The following is a 22,544-nucleotide window of genomic DNA, read 5'->3' on the forward strand; positions in this document are numbered from 1 at the left end:
TTTTATGTCTGTGTCAGTTCGCTTTGGCCGACGACTTGGGCCAGCACTGCCTTCGCTTGGCTGGCATCGTTGCCGCGCCAAGCCACGATTTGGTCTGGCCGAATTAAGACCATGGGTGCTTCGTAAAGACTCAAAATTTCTGGGCCTGTTTGATGAACCACTTTCAAGTCTATGCCAGTCAATGCAGCCTCGCGTTCATACGCGCTTGTCTCAACGGCGTCTGGCCCCAACACCAACAAGGTCCATTCTGTGTGGAAGGTGTCGAACAGCGAACGACCATCTGCCAGCCATGCGTGTGGCGGTCTACCGCCCGGTGTGGCACATGCCACATAACTGTTGGCGGTATCGGGTGGCGCACTGGTGCCATCACCAACAATGATGGGGCTGTTGTCGTAACGCCCGCCAAATGTGACGCCTGGAATGTTGAATTCGCGGCGCACGTGGCCATTCAAATAGTCCGACGCCAGCGCGCGAGCTTGATCACCTTCGGGTGTTGAATCTTCAAGTTCGGGGGCAGCTTCAAACAAGCCAATGGAGTCGGCAAATTGACGCGCATAACCGGTGTTGCGCACGGCAAGCGGATGACGCTCTAGGTGGTAGCTGTCAAGCAGTGAAGCAGGGGCTTGGCCCTTCAGCACACTGGCCAGTTTCCAGCTTAAGTTGACTGCATCTTCAACTGCAGTGTTGTAGCCCAGTCCACCAGTAGGTGTGAACAAGTGCGCTGCATCGCCCCCTAAAAAGACGCGACCCTGTTGAAAGGATTCGGCCACCAGTGCGTGGCCCGCCATCCATGTGGCCATGGAGAGAATTTCGATGTCGAGGTGCTGGCCAAAGGCCTTCGAAAACCAATGCCGTGCATCGGCCTCGGTCAAAGCTTCAGTGGCTTCGTCGTCGCCCATTTGAATGTGGAAGGCAAACTCGCTCACGCCGTCGACTGACATGATGAAGGCTCTGAGCTCCGGGTTGACCACCACATACATCCAAGCGCGGTCGTTGGCATTGAGCCGATAAAAGTCAGGGGCCTTGAGGTAGACCGCTAGCATCTTGCCGCCCATGAACTTGCGCTTGAAGCCAGTGGCGCCGCCCCAGTTGATGCCCAGTTGGTTGCGAACAAAACTGCGTGCACCGTCAGCGCCCACCAAATAATCGGCTTTGACTTGGAGGCTTTGTTGGCCATCTACGGAAGCCACTACGGCCTCAATACCATCAACCGTGTCGGTAAATTGTTTGAGTTGCCAGCCGTAGCGCATCTCAACGCTGGCTTGTTGCTGTGCATGCCGATGCAGACAGACTTCGACATACTTTTGTGACACGCGGTGCGGTAGCTCTGCGGCACTCCAAGAGCCCGACATGTTCTTGATGGCTTGTGGTGCGGCTGCCGCAGTGGGCAGCCTCAGACGCGCCAGCTCGGTACCGCCAAAGCGGGTGAGGTAGGCGATGTCAGTGGGGTGATCTGGCGGCAGACCCATGCTGCGAATTTCGTGCGCAAAACCCAAACGCCGAAAATGCTCCATGGTTCGCGCTTGAGTGGCATTGGCTTGCGGGTTGAATGCGGTACCTGATTTGGCATCGACCAGTAGGCAAGAAATATGGCGCCTTCCAAGTTCATTGGCAAGCATTAAGCCGCAAGGGCCACCGCCCGCAATTAGGACTTGAACCTTCTGTGTGTTCGTCATGGATAAGAAACTCTCAAGAGGTGCTGCAGTGCGTTTGTGCGTTAGTGATTTAGTCTGCACGTGCTAGCGCAATTGGCAGGTCTACCTTGAGGTAGTGAGCCGGTAGGCCCAGGCGCTTGGCTGTTGCTTCGTCGGTGGTGGGGGTGAACGGTCGAACCAGTGAGGCGCGAACACCAAATACGGCGTCTTTTTCAACCCAAGGATCGGCGTCATCAAAGACTTCTGTAATTAAGCTGCGGTAGCCGGGTGCTTCCACAATGATGTGAAAGTGTGCGGGTCGCCAGGCATCACGGTGCGACACACGCAACAATTCGCCAACGGGTCCATCGGTGGGCACCAGATAAGGGCGAGGGCGAATGGTGGCCAGCTCGAAATGACCATCGGCATCCACCTTGATTTGGCATCTCAGATTGTCTTGAGGTTGGCTGTCGTCCATTTGCCAATACATGCCGTTGTCGGCGTTTTGCCAAAAATCGATGGTGGCGTTGGCCAGGGGCTTTCCTTCAATATCGGTCACGCGGCCTTGAAGCAATACGACCTCACCAGCGTTGTCACGCACAAGGTTGGCACCGTTGCCTACCCACGGTGAGCCTCGGGTATGGAAGGGGCCCAGCACACTTCCTTCTGTTGCGCCTGGTCTGGCGGCCATGAGGTCAACCAGAGACGACAAGCCCAGCACATCAGACATCAATGTGAATTCACTGCGCGAGGCATCGCTGATCTCTGCCGCGCGGTGCATAAACGCAATGCCTTCGCGCCATTCATCATGGGTCAACTTCGTTTCTGTTGCAAAGGCATGCAGGTGATGCACGAGCCGATTGACCAAGTGCTTGAGCCTTTCATCATCGATGTTTGAAAAGCTACTTTTGACGGTATCGGTCAGGTTGCTTCGGGTAATGTTTTTCATGACTAGGCTGCCATCAGGCCAACTTGGTTGCTCAGAATGCCGATACCTTCCACTTCGATTTCGATGGTGTCGCCAGGCTGCATCCAGACAGGTGGTTTGCGCGCATAACCCACGCCAGCGGGGGTGCCCATCACAATCACGTCGCCAGGTTCTAGTGTCATGCAGGCAGACATCATGGCAATGGTGGGAGCCACATGAAACACCATGTCGGTGGTTGACGCACTTTGCATCACTTTGCCATTCAGGCGCGATTCGATGTGCAGGCCCACGCAGCCAGGCGGCAGTTCGTCTGCAGTGACCAAGTGGGGGCCAAAGCCGCCGGTTTGGTCAAAGTTTTTGCCCACTGTCCATTGGGTGGTTTTGCGCTGGTAATCACGGAAGGTTGCGTCGTTGAAGCACGCGTAGGCAAACACCGAGTCAAGGGCTTCCGCTTCGCTGACGTTGCGTGTGGTTTTGCCAATGACCAAGGCCAGCTCTGCTTCGAAATCAAGCGATGTAGAGATGGGTGGAATGGGGATGGTGCCTTTGTGCGCAAGCAGCGAGGAAGGACCCCGATAAAAGATGGTGGGGTAATCGGCGACCTTGTTGCCACCTTCGGCTGCATGGTCGTGATAGTTCACACCCAAACAAATAATTTTGCTAGGACGGGGCACGCAGGGCAGCAAATTGACTTGGTCTAGCGACAAGTGCGGGGCCGATTCAGCGCGCTGGGCGATGCTGGCTATCAGCGTCTTGTTGCTGTGGACATGTGCAAAAAAGTCATTGATGCTGGCAGGGGCGTTGTCCATGCAGTGGCGCATGTCGGCCACACCTTGCGCTACTAAGACGCCGTAGCGGACGACTTCTTGGTGTGTGTAACTGATGAGTTTCATAGTGAGTTGCTTGTATTTAAAAAACTTGATTGTGACTTGAAGTCTAGGTGATCTTGGAGTTCTCAAAGAGAGGGCAAAATATGCTCTCTGATTACAAAATGAGAACGCTTAAATGAAACTCAACCAATTGCGTGATCTGGTTGCCATCGTAGAGCGGGGCAGCTTGCGGGGCGCCGCGCGGTACTTGGACGTCGCTCAGTCTGGCCTCACCCGCAGCATTCGGAATTTAGAACGTGAGCTAGGACATCCCATGTTTGAGCGCGAGGCGCGAGGCATGGTCTTAACGCCTATGGGTCGGCTTTTTTACCAGCGGGCCAGTTCGGTGATCAACGAGCTCAGAAGAGCTGACGAAGAAATGGCGCAGGCGCAAGGTGGCGCCATGGGAACGGTGGTGGCCGGCCTGTCCATCATGCCCCACTTGGGCATGTTGCCCGCCGCGCTGGGGCCTTTTCGGGAACGCTATCCTGGCGTAACACTCAAGGTGATTGAGGGGCTGTACCCTGCCATTGAGCCCGGTCTGCGCAATGGCAGCATCGATTTTTATCTGGGCGCTGCTTCGCAGGCAGCACCCGCGCCAGGTTTGATCGTAGAAACTCTTTTTGAAAATACGCGCATAGTGGTGGGTCGCAAGGGGCATCCCTTGGCGGCAGCCAGAACCCTGAAGGCATTGAGCTTGGCCGATTGGGCCACCCCTTCTTTGGATGTCAATGCCACTGAAGACCTGAACGAGGTTTTTTCACGCTTTAAATTGGGGCCGCCGCAGATTAGATTGCAGGCAAATTCGGCCATGTCGCTATTGGTGGCGTTGGCACACTCGGACTTGCTCACCATGCTGCCGCGTCAGTGGGCCGAATTTGCCCTGACACAGCATGCACTGCAAGTGATACCCGTGCGCGAAAGCTTGGCTGCACCGCCCATTGTTTTTTTAAGAAGAGGCGACTTGCCTCTGACGCCGGCTGCTGAATACTTGAGTGATTTATTGAAGCGGTATGCCTGACTTTTTGCAGCGCACGACCTAACGAATTTGGCCAAAGGAGTTTGTTGGAATATCCAATGAACAGCGCGCCGTTCCAGACCAAATTGAATTACAAGTTAATGCAGGTTTGAAAGTTTGATTCTTTGAAAGAATTGTTGCGTGTCTTATAAGTTTGGCAACTTGTTGTTGGTTGGCGGGTGTTGTGACTCAATTAATGTCCGACGTTTTTGCCTGTGTTGACCATTTGCATGGCTGAGGCAATGAGGGAAGACACTTCGGTCATGTTGCCCGGCACAATGAGGGTGGTCTTGGCATCTTGTGCGACTTTGCCGTAGGCCAACACAGCTTGCTCGGCAACCTTCAGTTGAACCGCTTGCTCGCCGCCAGGCTTCTGAATGGCAGCCGCAATGCGTTCAATGGCTTGGGCTGTGGCATCGGCCACGGCCATGATGGACGCAGCATCACCCTCGGCTTTGTTGATGACGGCTTGCTTTTCGCCTTCTGAGCGCGCAATGAATGCCTCGCGCTCACCGGTAGCGATGTTGATTTGCTCTTGGCGTCGGCCCTCTGAGGCTGCAATCAAGGCACGCTTTTCGCGTTCAGCTGTAATTTGAGATTGCATGGCGTGCAAAATTTCTGCGGGCGGTGTGAGGTCTTTGATTTCGTAACGCAGCACTTTGACCCCCCAGTTGAGGGCGGCTTCGTCAATGGCGGCCACCACTTGTGCGTTGATGATGTCGCGTTCTTCAAATGTTTTGTCGAGTTCTAGTTTGCCTATGACACTGCGCAAACTGGTTTGAGCTAATTGTGTAACGGCCACAATGTAGTTGGACGAACCGTAGCTGGCCAACTTAGGGTCCGTCACTTGGAAGTACAAAATGCCATCTACTTGCAATTGCGTGTTGTCGCGCGTGATGCAAACCTGGCTAGGCACATCGAGCGGAATTTCTTTGAGGCTGTGCTTTTGAATGACTTGGTCGATGAAGGGCACAACAAAGTTAAGGCCCGGTGTGAGACTGCTGTGAAATTTACCAAGCCTCTCCACCACCCATGCATTTTGCTGAGGCACCACCTTGACGGTTTTGATGATGAACAAGACCGCAATGGCCAAGATGACGATGGCTATTTCCATGATTTTCCTTTTGAGTGATTCGATGTGCGTTTGGGGTGTGCGTTGTTAGTATTGATTTATGCACTCTGTGGTCTGACGTGACTCAACACCAAGGTGTTGCCTTGGATGTCTGCAATTTGGTAGGTGCCGATTTCTTGAGATTGCCCCTCGGCGCAAATGGCACGCCAAGCGGCACCGCGGTGTTGAACTTGCGCAACCCCTTGATCGTTCCATGCGGCGACCTGAACTTTTTCGCCAATGTCTAAGTGTTGACTGGCGTGTTCTTGGGGATGCGATTTGGCCAGTTGATTTTGGTAAAGACGCCAGAGCACAACCGCCAGACCACCCACAACAGAGCCGACAACAATTTGCGTAGTTAGCGTAGCTTGCATGTGGGCCGTGAGAGCGGCAGCGCTAGCGCCAATGGCTAGCATCAATAAATAAAACGTACCCGTGGCCAGCTCGGCTGCCACCAGTGCGCCTGCCAGTAGCCACCAAATTGTGGATTCGTTCATTTCAATTTCCTGTTCGTAGAAGCTTTCATGCTGTCATTGTGTACGAATGCGATGGGTTTAAGTATTTGCCTTATTTCTTGAAGGCAATTGCAAGCTTGAAATTTTGATTCGTTGAAAGAATGAATGAATAGATTTTGACATGAGTCACTTTGGGTTGGTTGTCGATTGACAACTAACTTTAATTCAATTATTCTGGAGCCTTATTTGAAACGCGCAAAACATCCCACCAAAGAAATTGAAGCGGCCTTGAGATTTGCAGAGTCTGAAAAATGGCGGGTCGATGTGGGTGGATCGCATGCGTGGGGGAAGATGTTTTGCCCATTTAATCAAGAGACTTGCCGTTGTGGTGAGTTTTGTATTACCTCCATTTGGAATACGCCCCGAGATGCCGAAAACCATGCACGGGCTTTAAAGAGAGTTGTCGAAAAATGCGAGGTGCGTGTCTCAAACATGCGACGTTTGATTCAGCAGTTCATCAAGATTGAAAAGAACTAATCATGGAATACAACTTCACTTTGAAATATCAAATCAGCCACGGTGATGATGGCGGAGACGATGTTGCAGAACGGCTTGGTGGCGGGAGTTGTGATGATGCATTGTTAGGCTTGGGTCAGCCTGGTCGCATTGCACTCAATTTTTCTCGCAATGCAAATTCAGCAGAACTTGCGCTTTTGAGTGCCTTGGCTGATGTTCGACAGGCTTTGCCAGAAGCTGTGCTCATTGAAGCTGCCCCTGATTTTGTAGGCTTGTCTGACGTTGCCGATTCGGTCGGGGTTACCCGCCAGAACTTGCGCAAGCTCATGCTGCAGCATTACCCTACATTTCCAGCACCAGTTCATGAAGGAAAAGCCGTCATGTGGCATTTGGCCGATCTGCTGACCTGGTTGCGTGAAAAAATGGCATATCAAGTCAATGAATCCGAATTTCAAATGGCTCAGCTCACCAAGCAGCTTAATTTAGCCAAATCCTTGCCTAATTTAAATAAGCAATTGCTCAAGGACATGAAGCCTTTCATTTATTAATTATCATTGGGCGGTGAATGATTCTTCTACAAATTCAATGAGTCCTTGGCGCCTCTCTGTCGCGCCCATGATGGACTGGACCGACCGCCACTGCCGGTTCTTTCATCGCTTGCTGTCGCAACACACCTTGTTGTACACCGAGATGGTCACCACCGGTGCTTTGCGGCATGGCAGCGTAGAGCGTCATTTGCGCTTCAACGCTGAAGAGCACCCTGTGGCCTTGCAACTTGGCGGCAGTGACGCAGCCGATTTGGCCTTTGCGGCCAAGCTAGGCGAGCAATGGGGCTACAACGAAATCAATCTCAACTGTGGTTGCCCCAGCGACCGCGTCCAGCGCGGTGCGTTTGGTGCGTGCCTCATGAACGAGCCGCAGTTGGTGGCCGATGGTGTCAAGGCCATGGTTGATGTGGTGTCTGTGCCTGTTACGGTTAAGCATCGCATCGGCATAGATCAAATAGAAAGTTACGACTTTGTTCGTGACTTTGTGGGCACTGTAAAAGAAGCGGGCTGCAATGTGTTCATCGTGCATGCACGTAATGCCTGGTTGCAAGGTTTGTCGCCTAAAGAGAATCGTGAAATTCCGCCATTGCGTTATGAGTTGGCGTACCAGCTTAAAAAAGATTTTCCGGAACTCACCATTGCCATCAATGGTGGCATTACGCGCAATGATCAAATTGCCGATCACCTGAAAGAAGTTGATGGCGTGATGATTGGCCGTGAGGCTTATTACAACCCTTGGCTTTTAACCACGTGGGATGAAGCTTTCTTCAATTCAGCTGAATCAAGCGTCTCGCGCGAAGCGGTGGAAGAAGCCATGGTGACATACATGGAGCGCGCCAACAAAGAAGACGGTTGTCCTTGGTATGCCATAGCGCGTCACATGCTGGGTCTTTACCATGGCCAAAGGGGAGGGCGCTTGTGGCGTCAGGTTTGGAGCAATCACAAACTCAAGCCTATGCCACCACGCGAGGTAATGGCCATTGCGCGCGAAGCGCTGGCCAGAGGCGCTGAAGTTCCTGCTTAATTGCAGGTCATCCAACTTTCGAATGTCTATTGATTAGGCTGGCGTTGGGCTGGCTGCCATCAGCCCATTGGCAAAGTGCTCGCGCATGCGCGCGGCGGTAGCCCCTGGGTCTTTGGCGTTGATTGCGGCCATGATGGCCTGATGCTCGGCCAAGGACTCGGTAATTCGGCCTGTTTTAAACAACGAGTTGTGCCTGTTGAGCTTCATCACTTTGCGCAAGTCGGCCACCATTTGATCGCGCCATTTGTTTTGCGATAGTTCGAGCAAGCACATGTGAAATGCTTCGTTCACTTCAAAGAACTTGTCGTGCTTTTCTTTGCCGGGTTTGCCTGCAGCTTCTAGTTCTGAATGGAGGGATTGCAGTTTCTTCAGGTCAGCAGGGGAGGCGGTTTGGGCCACCACAGCAGCGGCATCGCTCTCTAAAAGACTCAGAAGGTGATAAACATCACGCAGGTCTTTTTCAGAAACCTCAGTCACGTACGCACCGCGGCGCACCTTCATGGTGACCAAGCCTTCTGCGGCCAATACCTTCAAGGCCTCCCTCAAAGGTGTACGGCTGATGCCATAGGCCTTGGCAATTTGAAGCTCGTCAATCCAGCTGCCAGGTTCTAGCTCGCGGCTGAAGATGCGCTGCCGAATCAGTTCGGCAACTTCTTCATACAGCGCGCGGGGCGCTAAGGACGGGACAGCGGACAAGGCAGACATGGTTGATAAATCGAGAAAATTGACCTAAATTGGGTCGTTTGGCGGATTGTAAGGCAAGTACAATATTTTGCATCAATAATTATGAATCATATTGAGGACCCCGCGACATGACCCAGCCCAAGAACGAATTTAAGAACGCCCAACTAGAAGATTGGATGCGTGCCGCACAAAAGTCTGCGCCCGGTGGCAACGTCGACGCCCTCAATTGGAAAACGCCGGATGGCATTTCGGTCAAGCCTTTGTACACAGCCGAAGACACCGCCGCTTTGCCTTACGCCAACACCTTGCCAGGCTTTGAGCCTTTCTTGCGAGGCCCTCAAGCCACCATGTATTCCGTGCGTCCTTGGACCATTCGTCAGTACGCTGGTTTTTCTACGGCCGAAGAATCCAATGAGTTCTATCGCAAGGCTTTGGCAGCCGGCGGTCAAGGCGTGTCAGTGGCCTTCGACTTGGCCACGCACCGCGGTTACGACTCCGACCATCCCCGTGTCACGGGCGACGTGGGCAAGGCTGGTGTGGCCATCGACTCTGTTGAAGACATGAAGATTTTGTTTGACCAGATTCCCCTCGACAAGGTGTCTGTGTCCATGACCATGAACGGCGCTGTGTTGCCCGTGTTGGCCGGCTACGTGGTGGCCGCCGAAGAACAGGGCGTGAGCCAAGACAAATTGTCGGGCACCATTCAGAACGACATTCTGAAAGAGTTCATGGTGCGCAACACCTACATTTACCCGCCCGAGCCGTCGATGAAAATCATTGGCGACATCATTGAGTACACGGCCAAGAACATGCCGAAGTTCAACTCAATTTCCATTTCGGGTTATCACATGCAAGAGGCCGGTGCCAATCAGGCGCTTGAGATGGCCTTTACCTTGGCCGACGGCAAAGAGTATGTCAAAACCGCCATTGCCAAAGGCATGGACGTAGACGACTTTGCAGGACGCTTGTCCTTCTTCTGGGCCGTGGGCATGAATTTCTATTTGGAAATTGCCAAGATGCGCGCAGCCCGTTTGCTGTGGTGTCGCATCATGAAGGGCTTTGAGGCCAAGAACCCCAAGAGCCTCATGCTGCGCACGCACAGCCAAACTTCTGGCTGGTCACTGACCGAGCAAGACCCGTACAACAATGTGGTGCGCACCACCATTGAAGCTATGGCTGCTGTGTTTGGCGGCACACAGTCTTTGCACACCAACAGTTTTGACGAAGCCATTGCGTTGCCCACCGAGTTCAGCTCGCGCATTGCGCGCAATACGCAGCTGATCATCCAGGAAGAAACCCACATCACCAACGTGATCGACCCCTGGGCCGGTAGCTACATGATGGAATCGCTCACACAAGAAATGGCCGACAAAGCTTGGGCCATCATTGAAGAAGTAGAAGCCATGGGCGGCATGACCAAGGCCGTGGACAGCGGCTGGGCCAAACTCAAAATTGAAGCCGCCGCGGCCGAGAAACAAGCACGCATTGACTCTGGCAAAGACGTCATTGTGGGTGTGAACAAATACAAGCTGGCCAAAGAAGATCCCATCGACATCTTGGCCATCGACAACGTCAAAGTGCGCGATGGTCAAATTGATCGACTCAAGAAAATTCGTGCATCGCGCGACACAGCCAAAGTGCAAGCTGCACTGGATGCGCTAACAGCCTCCGCCGAAAGTGGTCAAGGTAATTTGCTCGAACTCAGCATTCAAGCCATTCGCTTGCGCGCTACAGTGGGTGAAGTGTCCGATGCACTTGAGAAAGTTTTTGGGCGCCACCGCGCCGATACACAAAAGGTGACCGGTGTGTACGCTGCTGCTTACGACTCAGCCGAAGGTTGGGACCAACTGAAAAAAGAAATCAACGAATTTGCCGACTCCAAAGGCCGTCGTCCTCGCGTCATGATCAGCAAGTTGGGCCAAGACGGTCACGACCGCGGCGCCAAAGTGGTGGCCACCGCCTTTGCCGATCTGGGCTTTGACGTGGACATGGGCCCCTTGTTCCAAACGCCTGAAGAGTGCGCACGGCAGGCCATCGAAAACGACGTGCACGCAGTGGGCGTTTCCACTTTGGCGGCAGGTCACAAAACTTTGGTACCCGCCATCATTGCCGAATTGAAGAAGCAGGGCGCCGACGACATCATCGTGTTTGTGGGCGGCGTTATTCCACGTCAAGACTACGACTTCTTGTACGAAGCCGGCGTGAAGGGCATCTACGGCCCCGGCACCCCCATCCCAGCCAGCGCCAAAGATGTTTTGGAGCAAATTAAAAAGGCCTTAGGTTGACCCCTCAAGACCTCATGCAAGGTGTGTTGCAGGGCCTGCCCGCGGTTCAACGCCGCGCCATGGCCAAGTCCATCACCTTGCTCGAGTCCACTCTGCCTGCACACCGCGTGCAGGCGGATGAATTGCTCACGGGTTTGTTGCCGCATTCAGGCAAGTCATTTCGCTTGGGCATCAGTGGCGTACCCGGTGTGGGCAAATCGACTTTCATTGAAGCACTGGGCTTGTTCTTAATTGCGCAAGGTCATCGCGTGGCGGTATTGGCCATCGACCCTTCGTCAACGGTTTCAGGCGGCTCTATCTTGGGCGACAAGACGCGCATGGAGCATCTCAGCGTTCACGAGAAAGCCTACATTCGCCCCAGCCCCTCTAGCGGCACCCTGGGCGGCGTGGCGGAAAAAACCCGCGAAGCCATGTTGGTCTGTGAAGCTGCAGGCTACGACGTGGTCATTGTGGAAACAGTGGGCGTAGGACAGAGCGAAACCGCAGTGGCCAACATGACCGACATGTTTGTGTTGATGCAATTGCCGAACGCTGGTGACGATTTACAGGCCATTAAAAAAGGCGTGATGGAATTGGCCGATTTGGTGGTCATCAACAAAGCAGACATTGATACCTCTGCAGCCACACGCGCAGAGGCACAAATTACCAGTGCTTTGCGATTGTTAGGTTTGCATGGCAACCCAGACAACGCGCATCACAACGAAGAGCTGTGGCACCCCGAGGTCTTACAAATTAGTGCCTTGCTTAATAAAGGTGTCGACAGTTTTTGGCATCGCGTGCAAAAGTTCAAGCGTCTCCAGCAAGCCAATCAAAAATTTGTTCAGCGCAGACAACAACAAGCCCAAGCCTGGATGTGGGAACGCATCGATGCTGGCTTGAAACAAAATTTCCGAGCTCAGGTCAGTGTGAAAGCGCTGTTACCTGAACTCACGCAAAAGGTAATCTCAGGTCAAGTGCCTGCATCCACCGCCGCAAGACAACTGCTGGCTGCTTATCAAGCAACTGGCTTTCCCAGAAATTGAAATATCCCGTATTGGAGTGAAGAAAGTAAATCATGCAAGACATCATTCAACAACTCGAAACCAAACGCGCCGCAGCCCGCATGGGTGGTGGCCAAAAGCGCATTGACGCACAACACGCCAAAGGCAAACTCACCGCGCGTGAGCGTCTTGAAGTGCTGCTAGACGAAGGCACCTTCGAAGAGTGGGACATGTTTGTGGAGCACCGCTGCACAGACTTTGGCATGCAAGACAACAAAATTCCTGGCGACGGTGTGGTCACAGGCTACGGCATGATCAATGGCCGTTTGGTGTTTGTGTACAGCCAAGACTTCACGGTGTTTGGTGGTGCCTTGTCTGAGTCACATGCCGAGAAAATTTGCAAAATCATGGACCAAGCCATGAAAGTCGGTGCCCCGGTCATTGGCTTGAACGATTCGGGCGGTGCGCGTATTCAAGAGGGCGTGGCCTCCTTGGGCGGTTATGCCGAAGTGTTCCAGCGCAATGCCATGGCCAGCGGCGTGATTCCCCAAATCAGCATGATCATGGGCCCTTCAGCCGGTGGTGCGGTGTATTCACCCGCCATGACCGATTTCATCTTCATGGTCAAAGACAGTTCGTACATGTTCGTGACAGGGCCAGAAGTGGTCAAAACCGTCACGCATGAAGAAGTCACAGCTGAAGAATTGGGCGGCGCTTTAACGCACACTACTAAGAGCGGTGTGGCCGACATGGCGTTTGAAAACGACGTGGAAGCCTTGCTGATGCTGCGCCGCTTGTACAACTACTTGCCCTTGAACAACCGCGAAAAATCGCCGGTTCGCGCCAGTGGCGACCCCACAGACCGTCAAGACATCAGCTTGGACACTTTGGTGCCCATGAACGCCAACCAAGCGTACGACATGAAAGAGCTCATCATGAAGACCGTTGACGACGGCGACTTCTTTGAACTCCAACCCGACTACGCCAAAAACATCCTCATTGGTTTTGCCCGCATGGCCGGCCAAACCGTGGGCATTGTGGCCAACCAACCTTTGGTCTTGGCCGGTTGCTTGGACATCAAGAGCTCCATCAAAGCCGCTCGCTTTGTGCGCTTCTGCGATGCCTTCAGCATTCCCGTCATCACCTTTGTAGACGTGCCTGGCTTCATGCCCGGTACTTCGCAAGAGTACGGCGGCATCATCAAGCACGGCGCCAAATTGCTCTACGCCTACGCAGAGTGCACCGTGCCCAAAATCACGGTCATCACCCGCAAAGCTTATGGCGGTGCTTACGACGTGATGGCTTCCAAGCACTTGCGCGGCGACGTTAACTTTGCTTGGCCCAACGCTGAAATTGCGGTGATGGGTGCCAAGGGCGCGGTGGAAATTATTTTCCGCGAAGACAAGAACGATCCCGTCAAGTTGGCAGCTCGCGAAGCCGAATACAAAGATCGCTTTGCCAACCCCTTCGTGGCCGGCGCACGCGGCTTCATTGACGACGTGATTCAACCCCACGAAACACGCAAACGTATTTGCCGTTCGTTGGTGATGTTGAAGGACAAAAAAGTTGAAAACCCATGGCGCAAGCACGGCAACATTCCACTTTAAGTGGCATGACCGACATCGCTTGAATTGAATACGCCATAAGGAGAAAAAATATGTTTACCAAAATTTTGATTGCCAACCGCGGTGAAATTGCCTGCCGTGTCATTGCCACGGCTAAGAAGATGGGCATTGCCACCGTTGCCGTTTATTCCGAAGCCGACAAAGAAGCCCGTCATGTGATGCTGGCCGATGAAGCCGTGTTGTTAGGCCCAGCCCCCTCGCGCGAATCTTATTTGGTGGCCGACAAAATCATTGCCGCTGCCAAAGCCACGGGCGCGCAAGCCATTCACCCAGGCTACGGTTTCTTGTCTGAAAACGAAGCATTTGCCAAGCGTTGTGAAGACGAAGGCATTGCCTTCATTGGCCCACGCCACTTTTCCATTGCCGCCATGGGCGACAAGATTGCCTCGAAGAAATTGGCCAACGAAGCCAAGGTCAACACCATTCCTGGTTACAACGATGCCATTGAAACAGCCGAAGCCGCTGTGGAAATTGCCAAAGGCATTGGCTACCCCGTCATGATCAAAGCCTCTGCCGGTGGCGGTGGTAAAGGTCTGCGCGTGGCCTTCAACGACAAAGAAGCCTTTGAAGGCTTTACGTCGTGCCGCAACGAAGCCCGCAACTCTTTTGGCGACGACCGCGTCTTCATTGAGAAGTTTGTGGAAGAGCCTCGCCACATCGAAATTCAAGTGTTGGGCGACAGCCATGGCAACGTGATTTATTTGAACGAGCGAGAGTGTTCTATTCAACGCCGTCACCAAAAAGTGATTGAAGAAGCGCCATCACCTTTCATCAGCGATGCCACGCGCAAAGCCATGGGTGAGCAAGCAGTGGCTTTGGCCAAAGCCGTAAAGTACCAATCGGCAGGTACTGTCGAGTTTGTGGTGGGCAAAGACCAAAGCTTCTACTTCTTGGAGATGAACACGCGTCTGCAAGTGGAGCACCCAGTGACAGAAGCCATTACAGGCGTCGACTTGGTAGAGATGATGATTCGCGTGGCCAATGGCGAGAAGCTGCCCCTCACGCAAGCCGATGTGAAGCGCAACGGCTGGGCCATTGAGTGCCGTATCAACGCCGAAGATCCCTTCCGCAATTTCTTGCCTTCTACAGGCCGCTTGGTGCGTTTCCAAACGCCCGTGCAAACCATGTTCCAGTCCAACACGCAAGACCTGCTGGGTGTGCGTGTGGACACAGGCGTGCAAGATGGTGGCGAGATCCCCATGTTCTACGACTCTATGATTGCTAAATTGATTGTGCATGGCACTGACCGCAACGACGCCATTGCCAAAATGCGCGAAGCTCTCAATGGATTTGTGATTCGCGGTATCAGCTCCAACATTCCATTTCAAGCGGCTTTGTTGGCGCACCCTAAATTTGTGGCGGGCGATTTCAATACAGGCTTCATTGCCGAAAACTACGCCCATGGTTTCCGCGCTGAAGATGTGCCGCACGACGACCCAGACTTCTTGGTGGCCTTGGCGGCCTTTGTGCGTCGCAAATCACGCGAGCGTGCCGCCAACCTCAGCGGTCAGTTGCCGGGCTACGACGTTCAAATTGGTCACGACTACAGCGTGATTGTGTTGGGCGCCAAAGGCGACAACCGCTACATCGGTGTGCACGTGGACGAGTTCCGCGGTCAGAGTGGCAAGGCCATCATCAAAGTGGGTGAGAACCACTACATCATTGAAAGCCATTCACGTTTGAACGATGTGCGCATTAGCGGCACGGTCAATGGCAAACCTTTCACCGCACAAGTAGAACGCGGTACACCCAAGAACCCATTGGCCTTGCAAGTTCAGCACAACGGCACCCGCATTGAAGCCTTAGTGGTATCACCCCGCATGGCCCAACTGCATCAAATGATGCCGTTCAAAACACCGCCAGACATGAGCCGTTTTGTCTTGTCCCCCATGCCAGGTTTGTTGGTCAATGTGGCCGTCACACCAGGTCAAAAAGTGCAGGCAGGTGAGCGCGTGGCGGTGATTGAAGCCATGAAGATGGAAAACATCTTGTTTGCTGCCCACGATGGGGTGGTGAAAAAAGTAATGGCCTCACAAGGTGAATCTTTGTCTGTAGACCAAGTGATTGTGGAGTTTGAGGCATGAGCGAAATTAACCGTCCGTTTAAAGTCCTTGGCATTCAACAAATTGCCATTGGCGGCACTGACAAAGTCAAACTGCAAAAATTGTGGGTTGACTTGTTTGGTCTGGAACTCACTGGCACTTACAAAAGCGATCGTGAAAATGTCGATGAAGACATTTGTGCCATTGGCTCAGGCCCCTTCAAGGTTGAGGTCGATTTGATGCAACCCTTGGACCTTGAAAAAAAACCTGCTGTTCACACCACGCCCCTGAATCACGTCGGTCTTTGGATCGACAAATTGCCAGAGGCCGTTGAATGGTTGGGTCAGCAGGGCGTTCGCTTTGCACCAGGTGGCATTCGCAAAGGTGCTGCTGGTTTTGACATCTGCTTCATTCATCCCAAAGGCAATGAAGAGTTGCCCATTGGTGGTGAAGGCGTGCTGATTGAGTTGGTGCAAGCACCCGACGAAGTGGTGAAGGCATTTGGCGCATTGGCCGCCCAATACGCTTAACCTAATTCAATAAAGCCAAGTTTTACTTGGCTTGTCGCGCTTTGGCTTTGGCCATCGCTGCTGCAATGATGGCTCGCTTGCGAGCCATTTCTTTGTCTGGATCTTCAGCCACATGGGTGTGGGTTTCAAGGTCGGCCAGTTTCATGGCAGCCTTGGCTTCTTGTCGTGCAGCGTGCTCTTGCTCTTCTTTGACCAAGCGAATTTGCCTAGACTCATAGCGCACACGGGCTTGTGTGGCCAGCTCTGCTGACCAAGCAGCCCACCCCGTCTTGTCGCCTGAGATAGGTACCATCTCAATGCAATCGACAGGGCACACAGGCAAGCACAAATCGCAGCCAGTGCACACCGATTCAATGACCGTATGCATCACCTTGTTGCTACCCAAAATGGCATCGGTAGGGCAGGCCTTGATGCACAAGGTGCAGCCGATGCACCATGCTTCATCGATGACGGCCACAGTCATAGGCCCTTCAAGGCCATGTTCAAGGTTCAATGGCTGGACGGGCTTGCCAGTGAGGCGCGCCAAAACGGCCACGCCTTCGGCGCCACCTGGCGGACACTGATTGATGGGAGCTTGTTCTAGGGCAATGGCCTGTGCATAGGCCTTGCAGTCTGGATAGCCGCACCGCGTGCACTGCGTTTGGGGCAGCGCATCGAGGATGCCGTCAGCCAGGGTGCTCACTTTTTACGAGCGGGCGCTTTTTTGGCAACAGCTTTAACAGCTTTGACAGCTTTCTTGGCAGTTGCTTTGCTTGCGGGCTTGGCACTGGCTTTGACGGCAGTTTTGCTAGCAGCTTTTGGAGTGGCGCCGGTACCGTTGTGGGCCAAAATGAATTTGACCACTTCTGGGTACACCACATCGCGCCAACGACGGCCACTGAAAATACCGTAGTGACCGGCACCAGGTACTTCAAGGTGTTTGCGATTGTTGGGCTTGATGCTGCTACACAAACCGTGCGCGGCAGCCGTTTGTCCTGAGCCAGAAATATCGTCCAACTCGCCTTCAACAGTTAGCAAGGCCGAAGTCTTAATGTCTTGCGGACGAACCAACTCGGCCTTGCCGCTTACATTTTTAATTTCCCAAGTGCCATTCACTAGCTTGTAGTCTTGGAAAACAGTCTTGATGGTTTCAAGGTAATAGTCGGCATCCATGTCGAGCACAGCGTTGTACTCGTCATAGAACTTGCGGTGCGCTTCGGTGCTAGCGTCATCGCCCTTGATTAGGTCTTTGAAATAATCGTAGTGGCTAGATGCATGGCGATCGGGGTTCATGGCCACAAAGCCAGTGTGCTGCAAAAAGCCAGGATAGACGCGGCGGCCTGCACCTGGGAAGTTGCTAGGCACCTTGTAAATCACATTGTTTTCAAACCACTCAAAGCTCTTGTTCATGGCCAAGTTGTTAACGGCCGTGGGCGATTTGCGCGCGTCGATGGGGCCGCCCATCATGGTCATGCTGAGAGGTGTTTTTTCGCCGCGTGAAGCCATCAAAGAAACGGCGGCCAAGACTGGCACTGTAGGCTGACACACACTGATCACGTGACAGTTGCCGTACACGCCTTGAACGTGACGAATGAACTCTTGCACGTAGTTAACGTAGTCGTCCAAATGGAATTCGCCATTGGCCAAGGGCACCAAACGCGCGTTTTTCCAATCGGTGATGTAGACCTTGTGGTCTTTCAGCATGGTTTTGACAGTGTCGCGCAGTAAGGTGGCGTAGTGGCCAGACAAAGGTGCAACGATCAAAACAGCGGGTTGTTTTTTGATGGCGTTCAGAGTGACGGCATCGTCTGTAAAACGCTTGAAGCGACGCAACTCGCAAAAGGGTTTGTCAATTTCAACGCGCTCATGAATGGCTACATCTACTTTGCCGACATGGACGGTGCGAATGCCAAACTCGGGTTTGACATAGTCTTTGCCCAAGCGGTGCATGAGTTCGTAGCTGGCAGAGATACGCTGTGCCATGGGCGAGTTGCCCATGGGATTTTGGGGGTTCGTCAGCATTTTGGCTGTTACTTGGGCCAATTCAGAAAAGGGCTCCATGAAGGAGCGCTGGGTTTCGTAGATTTGGTAAAGCATGGCTTAAAGCCCCTTAAATTGTTGCACTGCAGCAATATAACAGTTGTGCTGTGAAGAAAGTGGAGAGGCGCACCTAATTTAAATCCTTAGGTGACGCCAATCTGTCACATGACTTTGGCAATGGCCTGGCAAACGTAATCGATGTTCTTGCTGTTCAAAGCAGCCACGCACATACGGCCTGTGTCAGTGCCATAGACTCCAAATTCAGAGCGCAGGCGCACCATTTGGTCTTTGTTCAAACCCGAGTAGCTGAACATGCCAATTTGGGTGGTGATAAAGCTCATGTCTTGCTTCACACCTGCGGCTTTGAGGCCGTCGACCAATTTTTGACGCATGGCTTTAATGCGAACACGCATTTCGCCCAGTTCTCTTTCCCAAGTGGCGCGCCACTCGGGGTTGGCCAACACGGCAGCCACCACAGCACCACCGTGGATGGGTGGGTTGGAGTAGTTGGTGCGAATGACAATCTTCAATTGGCTCAAAACGCGGCTGCATTCTTCTTTGTCGGCGCACAGCACAGACAAAGCACCCACGCGCTCGCCATACAAGCTAAAGCTCTTGGAGAAAGAAGTGGACACAAAGAAGCTGAGGCCGGCAGCCACAAATTTGGCAATGACGGCGCCGTCTTCTTGAATGCCGTGGCCAAAACCTTGGTAGGCCATGTCCAAAAATGCGGTGAGGTTTTTGCCTTTGACAGCAGCAATGACTTGGTTCCACTGAGCGGAGGTGATGTCATAACCGGTGGGGTTGTGGCAGCAAGCATGCAAGACCACGATGGTACCTGGGGCGGCCGCATTGAGGCTGGCCAACATGCCATCGAAGTTCACGCCGCGTTTTTCGGCGTCGTAGTAGGCATAGGTGTCCACTTGGAAACCGGCGTTGGTAAACAAAGCGCGGTGGTTTTCCCAGCTGGGGTCAGAAATCAAAACTTTGGCGTTGGGGCTGACTTTTTTCAGGAAGTCGGCGCCAATTTTGAGGCCGCCTGTGCCGCCAATGCCTTGCACGGTGGCCACACGGCCGGAGCTGACGGGTTCGCTATCGGCACCAAACACCAAGCTTTTGACTGCGGCGTCGTAGGCGGCAATACCGTCGATGGGCAAGTAGCCGCGGGCGGTAGGCTTGGCCATCATGGCGTTTTCAGCGGCTTGTACGCATTCGAGTAAGGGAAGTTTGCCGTTGTCGTCGAAATAAACGCCTACGCCCAAGTTCACTTTGTTGGGGTTGGTGTCGGCTGCAAATTGTTCGTTCAAACCCAGGATGGGGTCGCGGGGGGCCATTTCGACGGCGGTAAACAGAGACATGAAAAAGTCCTTGATAAGGAGGTTGCAGTTGGCAGAAATCCCAAACCTAGGTTAGGCTTTAGGGTTGCCCCTAATTTTAGCGGCTCTTTCTGCCATTTTTTGCCCCAAATTGACCCATCTCAAGAAGTTCCATGGCCGTCGCACCTGATTCATTTGAACCCATCCTAGAGGCCGTCCCATACGTGGCCCCCGAAGGCAAGTTTGTCCAGTACGAAGGTTCGCCCTTTGAGCTGTACCAACCCTACCCGCCAGCGGGCGATCAACCTACCGCCATTGAGGGCTTGGTAGAAGGCCTGAACGACGGTGAAGTGTTCCAAACTTTGCTGGGTGTGACGGGTTCTGGCAAAACCTTCACCATGGCCAACGTCATTGCCCAGATGGGCAAGCCAGCCATTGTGTTTGCGCCCAACAAAACTTTGGCCGCCCAGCTGTACTCAGAATTTAGAGAGTTCTTTCCCAAAAACGCGGTGGAGTATTTCGTCAGCTATTACGACTATTACCAGCCCGAAGCCTATGTGCCCCAGCGCGACTTGTTCATTGAAAAAGATTCAGCCATCAATGAGCACATTGAGCAAATGCGTTTGTCGTGCACCAAGAGTTTGATGGAGCGTCGCGACGTGGTCATTGTGGCCACCGTGTCGGCCATCTATGGCATTGGCGAGCCGGAGAGTTATCACCGCATGATCATGACTCTGCGCACCGGCGACAAAGTAGGGCAGCGCGATGTCATTTCGCAGCTCATTCGCATGCAGTACCAGCGCAATGACCAAGACTTTAGCCGCGGCAAGTTTCGAGTGCGCGGCGACACCATCGATGTGTTTCCAGCCGAGCATTCCGAGCTGGCCGTGCGCATTGAATTGTTCGATGACGAAGTCGACAGCTTGCAATTGTTTGATCCACTCACGGGCCGTATCAAGCAAAAAATTCCGCGCTTCACGGTCTATCCTTCCAGCCATTACGTCACGCCGCGCGACAAAGTTTTGGCGGCAGTTGAAACCATCAAAGTTGAGTTGGCCGAGCGCCTTCAACAACTGGTGGGCATGGGCAAACTTGTGGAAGCACAACGCTTAGAACAACGCACGCGCTTTGATTTGGAAATGCTGAGCGAAGTGGGCCACTGCAAAGGCATTGAAAACTACACGCGGCATTTGTCAGGTGCAGAACCAGGCGCTGCGCCTAGCACCCTGACAGATTACATGCCGCTCGATTCCATCATGTTCTTGGACGAGAGCCACCAAATGATTGGACAGCTCAATGCCATGTACAACGGCGACCGTGCGCGCAAAACCACGCTGGTGGAATATGGTTTTAGATTGCCCAGTGCCTTGGACAATCGGCCTTTGAAGTTTGAAGAATTCGAAACCAAAATGCGTCAGTGCATTTTTGTATCGGCGACCCCGGCCAATTACGAAATCACGCATGCTGGCAAAGTGGTCGAACAGGTGGTCAGGCCCACAGGCTTGGTCGATCCGCAAGTGGAAGTTCGACCCGCCATTCACCAAGTGGACGATGTGCTGCAAGAGATTCGCATTCGGGTAGAAAAACACGAGCGTGTGCTCATTACCACGCTGACCAAGCGCATGGCTGAGCAACTGACCGACTATCTGTCAGACAACGGCGTGAAAGTACGTTACTTGCACTCCGATGTCGACACCGTCGAGCGCGTTGAAATTTTGCGCGACTTGCGATTGGGCGCGTTTGATGTGTTGGTCGGCATCAACTTGCTGCGGGAAGGGCTGGACATTCCTGAGGTGTCGTTGGTGGCCATTTTGGATGCAGACAAAGAAGGCTTCTTGCGTTCGGAGCGCAGCCTAATTCAAACCATTGGCCGAGCAGCGCGCAATCTGCATGGCCGCGCCATTTTGTATGCCGATCGCATGACCGACTCTATGGAGCGCGCTATTGGCGAAACCGAGCGCCGTCGCACGAAGCAAATTGCGCACAACTTGGCCATGGGCATCACGCCGCGCAGCATCGTGAAGCAAGTGCGCGATCTGATTGATGGCGTTTACAGCGAGAAGGCAGGCAAAGAAGCTGAGCGCCTAGAGCTGGCCGCGGTTCAGCGGGCCAAGGTAGAGGAAATGAGCGAGAAAGACATTTCCAAAGCCATCAAGCAGCTGGAAAAGCAAATGATGGAGCATGCCAAGAACCTCGACTTTGAAAAAGCCGCCCAGGTTCGGGATCAGCTTCAGATGCTTAAAGCGCAGGCTTTTGGCGCGCCAGGCACAGACAACGTGGTGGTGCTCAAGGCTTGATGGAAAAAAGGGGGAGGAGAGCTTTTCCCCCGTTCCCATAAAGACCTTCAATTTGTATTCCTACTATTCCGCTCAAGTTCTGCTATAGTCGAGCGAATTAGTCAACAACCTAGGATCTTGTCATGCGTCTCACCACCAAGGGTCGATTTGCGGTTACCGCCATGATTGATTTGGCACTGCGCCAACACTCTGGCCCAGTCACCCTGGCTGCCATCAGCCAGCGCCAAGAAATTTCCTTGTCTTATTTAGAGCAACTGTTTGGCAAACTGCGCCGGCATCAGCTGGTGGAGTCCACCCGCGGCCCTGGCGGCGGTTACACCTTGGCCAAAAAGGCCTCCGAAATTACGGTGGCCGACATCATTTTGTCGGTGGACGAACCCATCGATGCCACCCATTGCGGCGGCAAAGAAAACTGCCATGGCAGCACCGGCCGTTGCATGACCCACGACTTGTGGTCTGCCTTAAATTCACGCATGGTGGAGTTTTTGGACTCCGTCAATCTGCAAAAATTGGTCGACGACCAATTGGCCGCAGGCCACACCATTGAGAACAAGCCCGCCATCAAGCGCGCCATTTCGGCCATGCCCGTGGTGCAACCCATCCGCGTGAATGCCCCTAATTCTGTGTTTGCCTTAGGCAACACCTTGGTCAAATCTTGAGACG

General features: G+C 53.3%; 20 protein-coding genes. 11 read left to right on the forward strand and 9 right to left on the reverse strand.

Features of this window, described 5'->3' with window-relative positions; genetic code table 11:
- Positions 1 to 2: 2 nt before the first annotated feature.
- From AMM03_RS10885 to AMM03_RS10895, 3 genes are read right to left on the reverse strand one after another with little or no spacing between them, the layout of a single operon-like run.
- A complete protein-coding gene (locus AMM03_RS10885) occupies positions 3 to 1,676 on the reverse strand; it encodes an FAD-dependent oxidoreductase (RefSeq protein WP_090131477.1) in 1,674 nt (557 codons plus the stop codon).
- Positions 1,677 to 1,725: 49 nt separating this feature from the next.
- Positions 1,726 to 2,583: a dioxygenase family protein gene (locus AMM03_RS10890; RefSeq protein ID WP_090131479.1), complete on the reverse strand. Its 858-nt coding sequence runs from the start codon at positions 2,581 to 2,583 to the stop codon at positions 1,726 to 1,728.
- Between the two features lie 2 nt (positions 2,584 to 2,585).
- On the reverse strand, positions 2,586 to 3,455 hold the full coding sequence (locus tag AMM03_RS10895; protein ID WP_090131481.1) for a fumarylacetoacetate hydrolase family protein: 870 nt from the start codon (positions 3,453 to 3,455) through the stop codon (positions 2,586 to 2,588).
- Between the two features lie 112 nt (positions 3,456 to 3,567).
- Here AMM03_RS10895 and AMM03_RS10900 point away from each other — a divergent pair, with 112 nt between their 5' ends.
- The gene (locus AMM03_RS10900) at positions 3,568 to 4,452 is read left to right on the forward strand and encodes a LysR substrate-binding domain-containing protein (RefSeq protein WP_090131483.1); all 885 of its coding nucleotides are present in this window, start codon (positions 3,568 to 3,570) and stop codon (positions 4,450 to 4,452) included.
- 190 nt (positions 4,453 to 4,642) lie between these two features.
- Here AMM03_RS10900 and AMM03_RS10905 read toward each other — a convergent pair whose 3' ends face one another.
- Together AMM03_RS10905 and AMM03_RS10910 are read right to left on the reverse strand one after the other, a co-directional pair.
- On the reverse strand, positions 4,643 to 5,563 hold the full coding sequence (locus tag AMM03_RS10905; protein ID WP_090131485.1) for an SPFH domain-containing protein: 921 nt from the start codon (positions 5,561 to 5,563) through the stop codon (positions 4,643 to 4,645).
- 56 nt (positions 5,564 to 5,619) lie between these two features.
- Positions 5,620 to 6,057 carry an NfeD family protein gene (locus AMM03_RS10910; protein ID WP_090131487.1) on the reverse strand — a complete coding sequence of 146 codons (438 nt, stop codon included), beginning with the start codon at positions 6,055 to 6,057 and terminating at the stop codon, positions 5,620 to 5,622.
- Positions 6,058 to 6,261: 204 nt separating this feature from the next.
- Here AMM03_RS10910 and AMM03_RS10915 point away from each other — a divergent pair, with 204 nt between their 5' ends.
- From AMM03_RS10915 to dusA, 3 genes are read left to right on the forward strand one after another with little or no spacing between them, the layout of a single operon-like run.
- Positions 6,262 to 6,552: a hypothetical protein gene (locus AMM03_RS10915; RefSeq protein ID WP_228764658.1), complete on the forward strand. Its 291-nt coding sequence runs from the start codon at positions 6,262 to 6,264 to the stop codon at positions 6,550 to 6,552.
- Positions 6,553 to 6,554: 2 nt separating this feature from the next.
- The gene (locus tag AMM03_RS10920) at positions 6,555 to 7,079 is read left to right on the forward strand and encodes a helix-turn-helix transcriptional regulator (protein ID WP_090131489.1); all 525 of its coding nucleotides are present in this window, start codon (positions 6,555 to 6,557) and stop codon (positions 7,077 to 7,079) included.
- Positions 7,080 to 7,092: 13 nt separating this feature from the next.
- Positions 7,093 to 8,103 carry a tRNA dihydrouridine(20/20a) synthase DusA gene (gene dusA / locus AMM03_RS10925; protein ID WP_255349624.1) on the forward strand — a complete coding sequence of 337 codons (1,011 nt, stop codon included), beginning with the start codon at positions 7,093 to 7,095 and terminating at the stop codon, positions 8,101 to 8,103.
- A gap of 33 nt (positions 8,104 to 8,136) precedes the next feature.
- On the opposite strand, the gene AMM03_RS10930 is transcribed toward dusA, so the two are convergent.
- On the reverse strand, positions 8,137 to 8,808 hold the full coding sequence (locus AMM03_RS10930) for a GntR family transcriptional regulator (protein WP_090131494.1): 672 nt from the start codon (positions 8,806 to 8,808) through the stop codon (positions 8,137 to 8,139).
- A 107-nt stretch (positions 8,809 to 8,915) separates the two neighbouring features.
- Between AMM03_RS10930 and scpA the strand changes: the two genes are divergently transcribed.
- The 5 genes from scpA to AMM03_RS10955 are packed head-to-tail and all read left to right on the forward strand — an operon-like array spanning position 8,916 to position 16,249.
- The gene (gene scpA, locus AMM03_RS10935) at positions 8,916 to 11,072 is read left to right on the forward strand and encodes a methylmalonyl-CoA mutase (protein WP_090131496.1); all 2,157 of its coding nucleotides are present in this window, start codon (positions 8,916 to 8,918) and stop codon (positions 11,070 to 11,072) included.
- A 14-nt stretch (positions 11,073 to 11,086) separates the two neighbouring features.
- The gene (gene meaB / locus AMM03_RS10940; RefSeq protein WP_090131618.1) at positions 11,087 to 12,094 is read left to right on the forward strand and encodes a methylmalonyl Co-A mutase-associated GTPase MeaB; all 1,008 of its coding nucleotides are present in this window, start codon (positions 11,087 to 11,089) and stop codon (positions 12,092 to 12,094) included.
- A 32-nt stretch (positions 12,095 to 12,126) separates the two neighbouring features.
- Entirely contained in the window at positions 12,127 to 13,659 is a 1,533-nt protein-coding gene (locus AMM03_RS10945; protein WP_090131498.1) for an acyl-CoA carboxylase subunit beta, read from the forward strand.
- 50 nt (positions 13,660 to 13,709) lie between these two features.
- On the forward strand, positions 13,710 to 15,761 hold the full coding sequence (locus AMM03_RS10950) for an acetyl-CoA carboxylase biotin carboxylase subunit (protein WP_090131500.1): 2,052 nt from the start codon (positions 13,710 to 13,712) through the stop codon (positions 15,759 to 15,761).
- Positions 15,758 to 16,249, forward strand: a complete 492-nt coding sequence (locus tag AMM03_RS10955; RefSeq protein ID WP_090131502.1) for a VOC family protein — start codon at positions 15,758 to 15,760, stop codon at positions 16,247 to 16,249. Before AMM03_RS10950 ends, AMM03_RS10955 begins: the two co-directional genes overlap by 4 nt.
- A gap of 22 nt (positions 16,250 to 16,271) precedes the next feature.
- Here AMM03_RS10955 and rsxB read toward each other — a convergent pair whose 3' ends face one another.
- The 3 genes from rsxB to AMM03_RS10970 all read right to left on the reverse strand — a co-directional run bounded on the left by rsxB (position 16,272) and on the right by AMM03_RS10970 (position 19,626).
- Positions 16,272 to 16,931, reverse strand: a complete 660-nt coding sequence (gene rsxB / locus AMM03_RS10960) for an electron transport complex subunit RsxB (protein ID WP_090131503.1) — start codon at positions 16,929 to 16,931, stop codon at positions 16,272 to 16,274.
- A complete protein-coding gene (locus tag AMM03_RS10965; protein ID WP_090131505.1) occupies positions 16,928 to 18,325 on the reverse strand; it encodes a polyhydroxyalkanoate depolymerase in 1,398 nt (465 codons plus the stop codon). The genes rsxB and AMM03_RS10965 overlap by 4 nt, the downstream gene beginning before the upstream one ends.
- A 104-nt stretch (positions 18,326 to 18,429) precedes the next feature.
- A complete protein-coding gene (locus tag AMM03_RS10970) occupies positions 18,430 to 19,626 on the reverse strand; it encodes an amino acid aminotransferase (RefSeq protein ID WP_090131507.1) in 1,197 nt (398 codons plus the stop codon).
- A 131-nt stretch (positions 19,627 to 19,757) separates the two neighbouring features.
- Between AMM03_RS10970 and uvrB the strand changes: the two genes are divergently transcribed.
- Both uvrB and AMM03_RS10980 read left to right on the forward strand, forming a co-directional pair.
- Positions 19,758 to 21,881, forward strand: coding sequence for an excinuclease ABC subunit UvrB (uvrB, locus tag AMM03_RS10975; RefSeq protein ID WP_090131509.1), 2,124 nt, complete (start codon positions 19,758 to 19,760; stop codon positions 21,879 to 21,881).
- Positions 21,882 to 22,003: 122 nt separating this feature from the next.
- The gene (locus tag AMM03_RS10980; protein WP_090131511.1) at positions 22,004 to 22,540 is read left to right on the forward strand and encodes a Fe-S cluster assembly transcription factor; all 537 of its coding nucleotides are present in this window, start codon (positions 22,004 to 22,006) and stop codon (positions 22,538 to 22,540) included.
- Positions 22,541 to 22,544 lie beyond the last annotated feature (4 nt).

Source organism: Limnohabitans sp. Rim11, assembly GCF_001269365.1.
In the GTDB taxonomy this organism is placed as follows: Bacteria; Pseudomonadota; Gammaproteobacteria; order Burkholderiales; family Burkholderiaceae_C; genus Limnohabitans_A.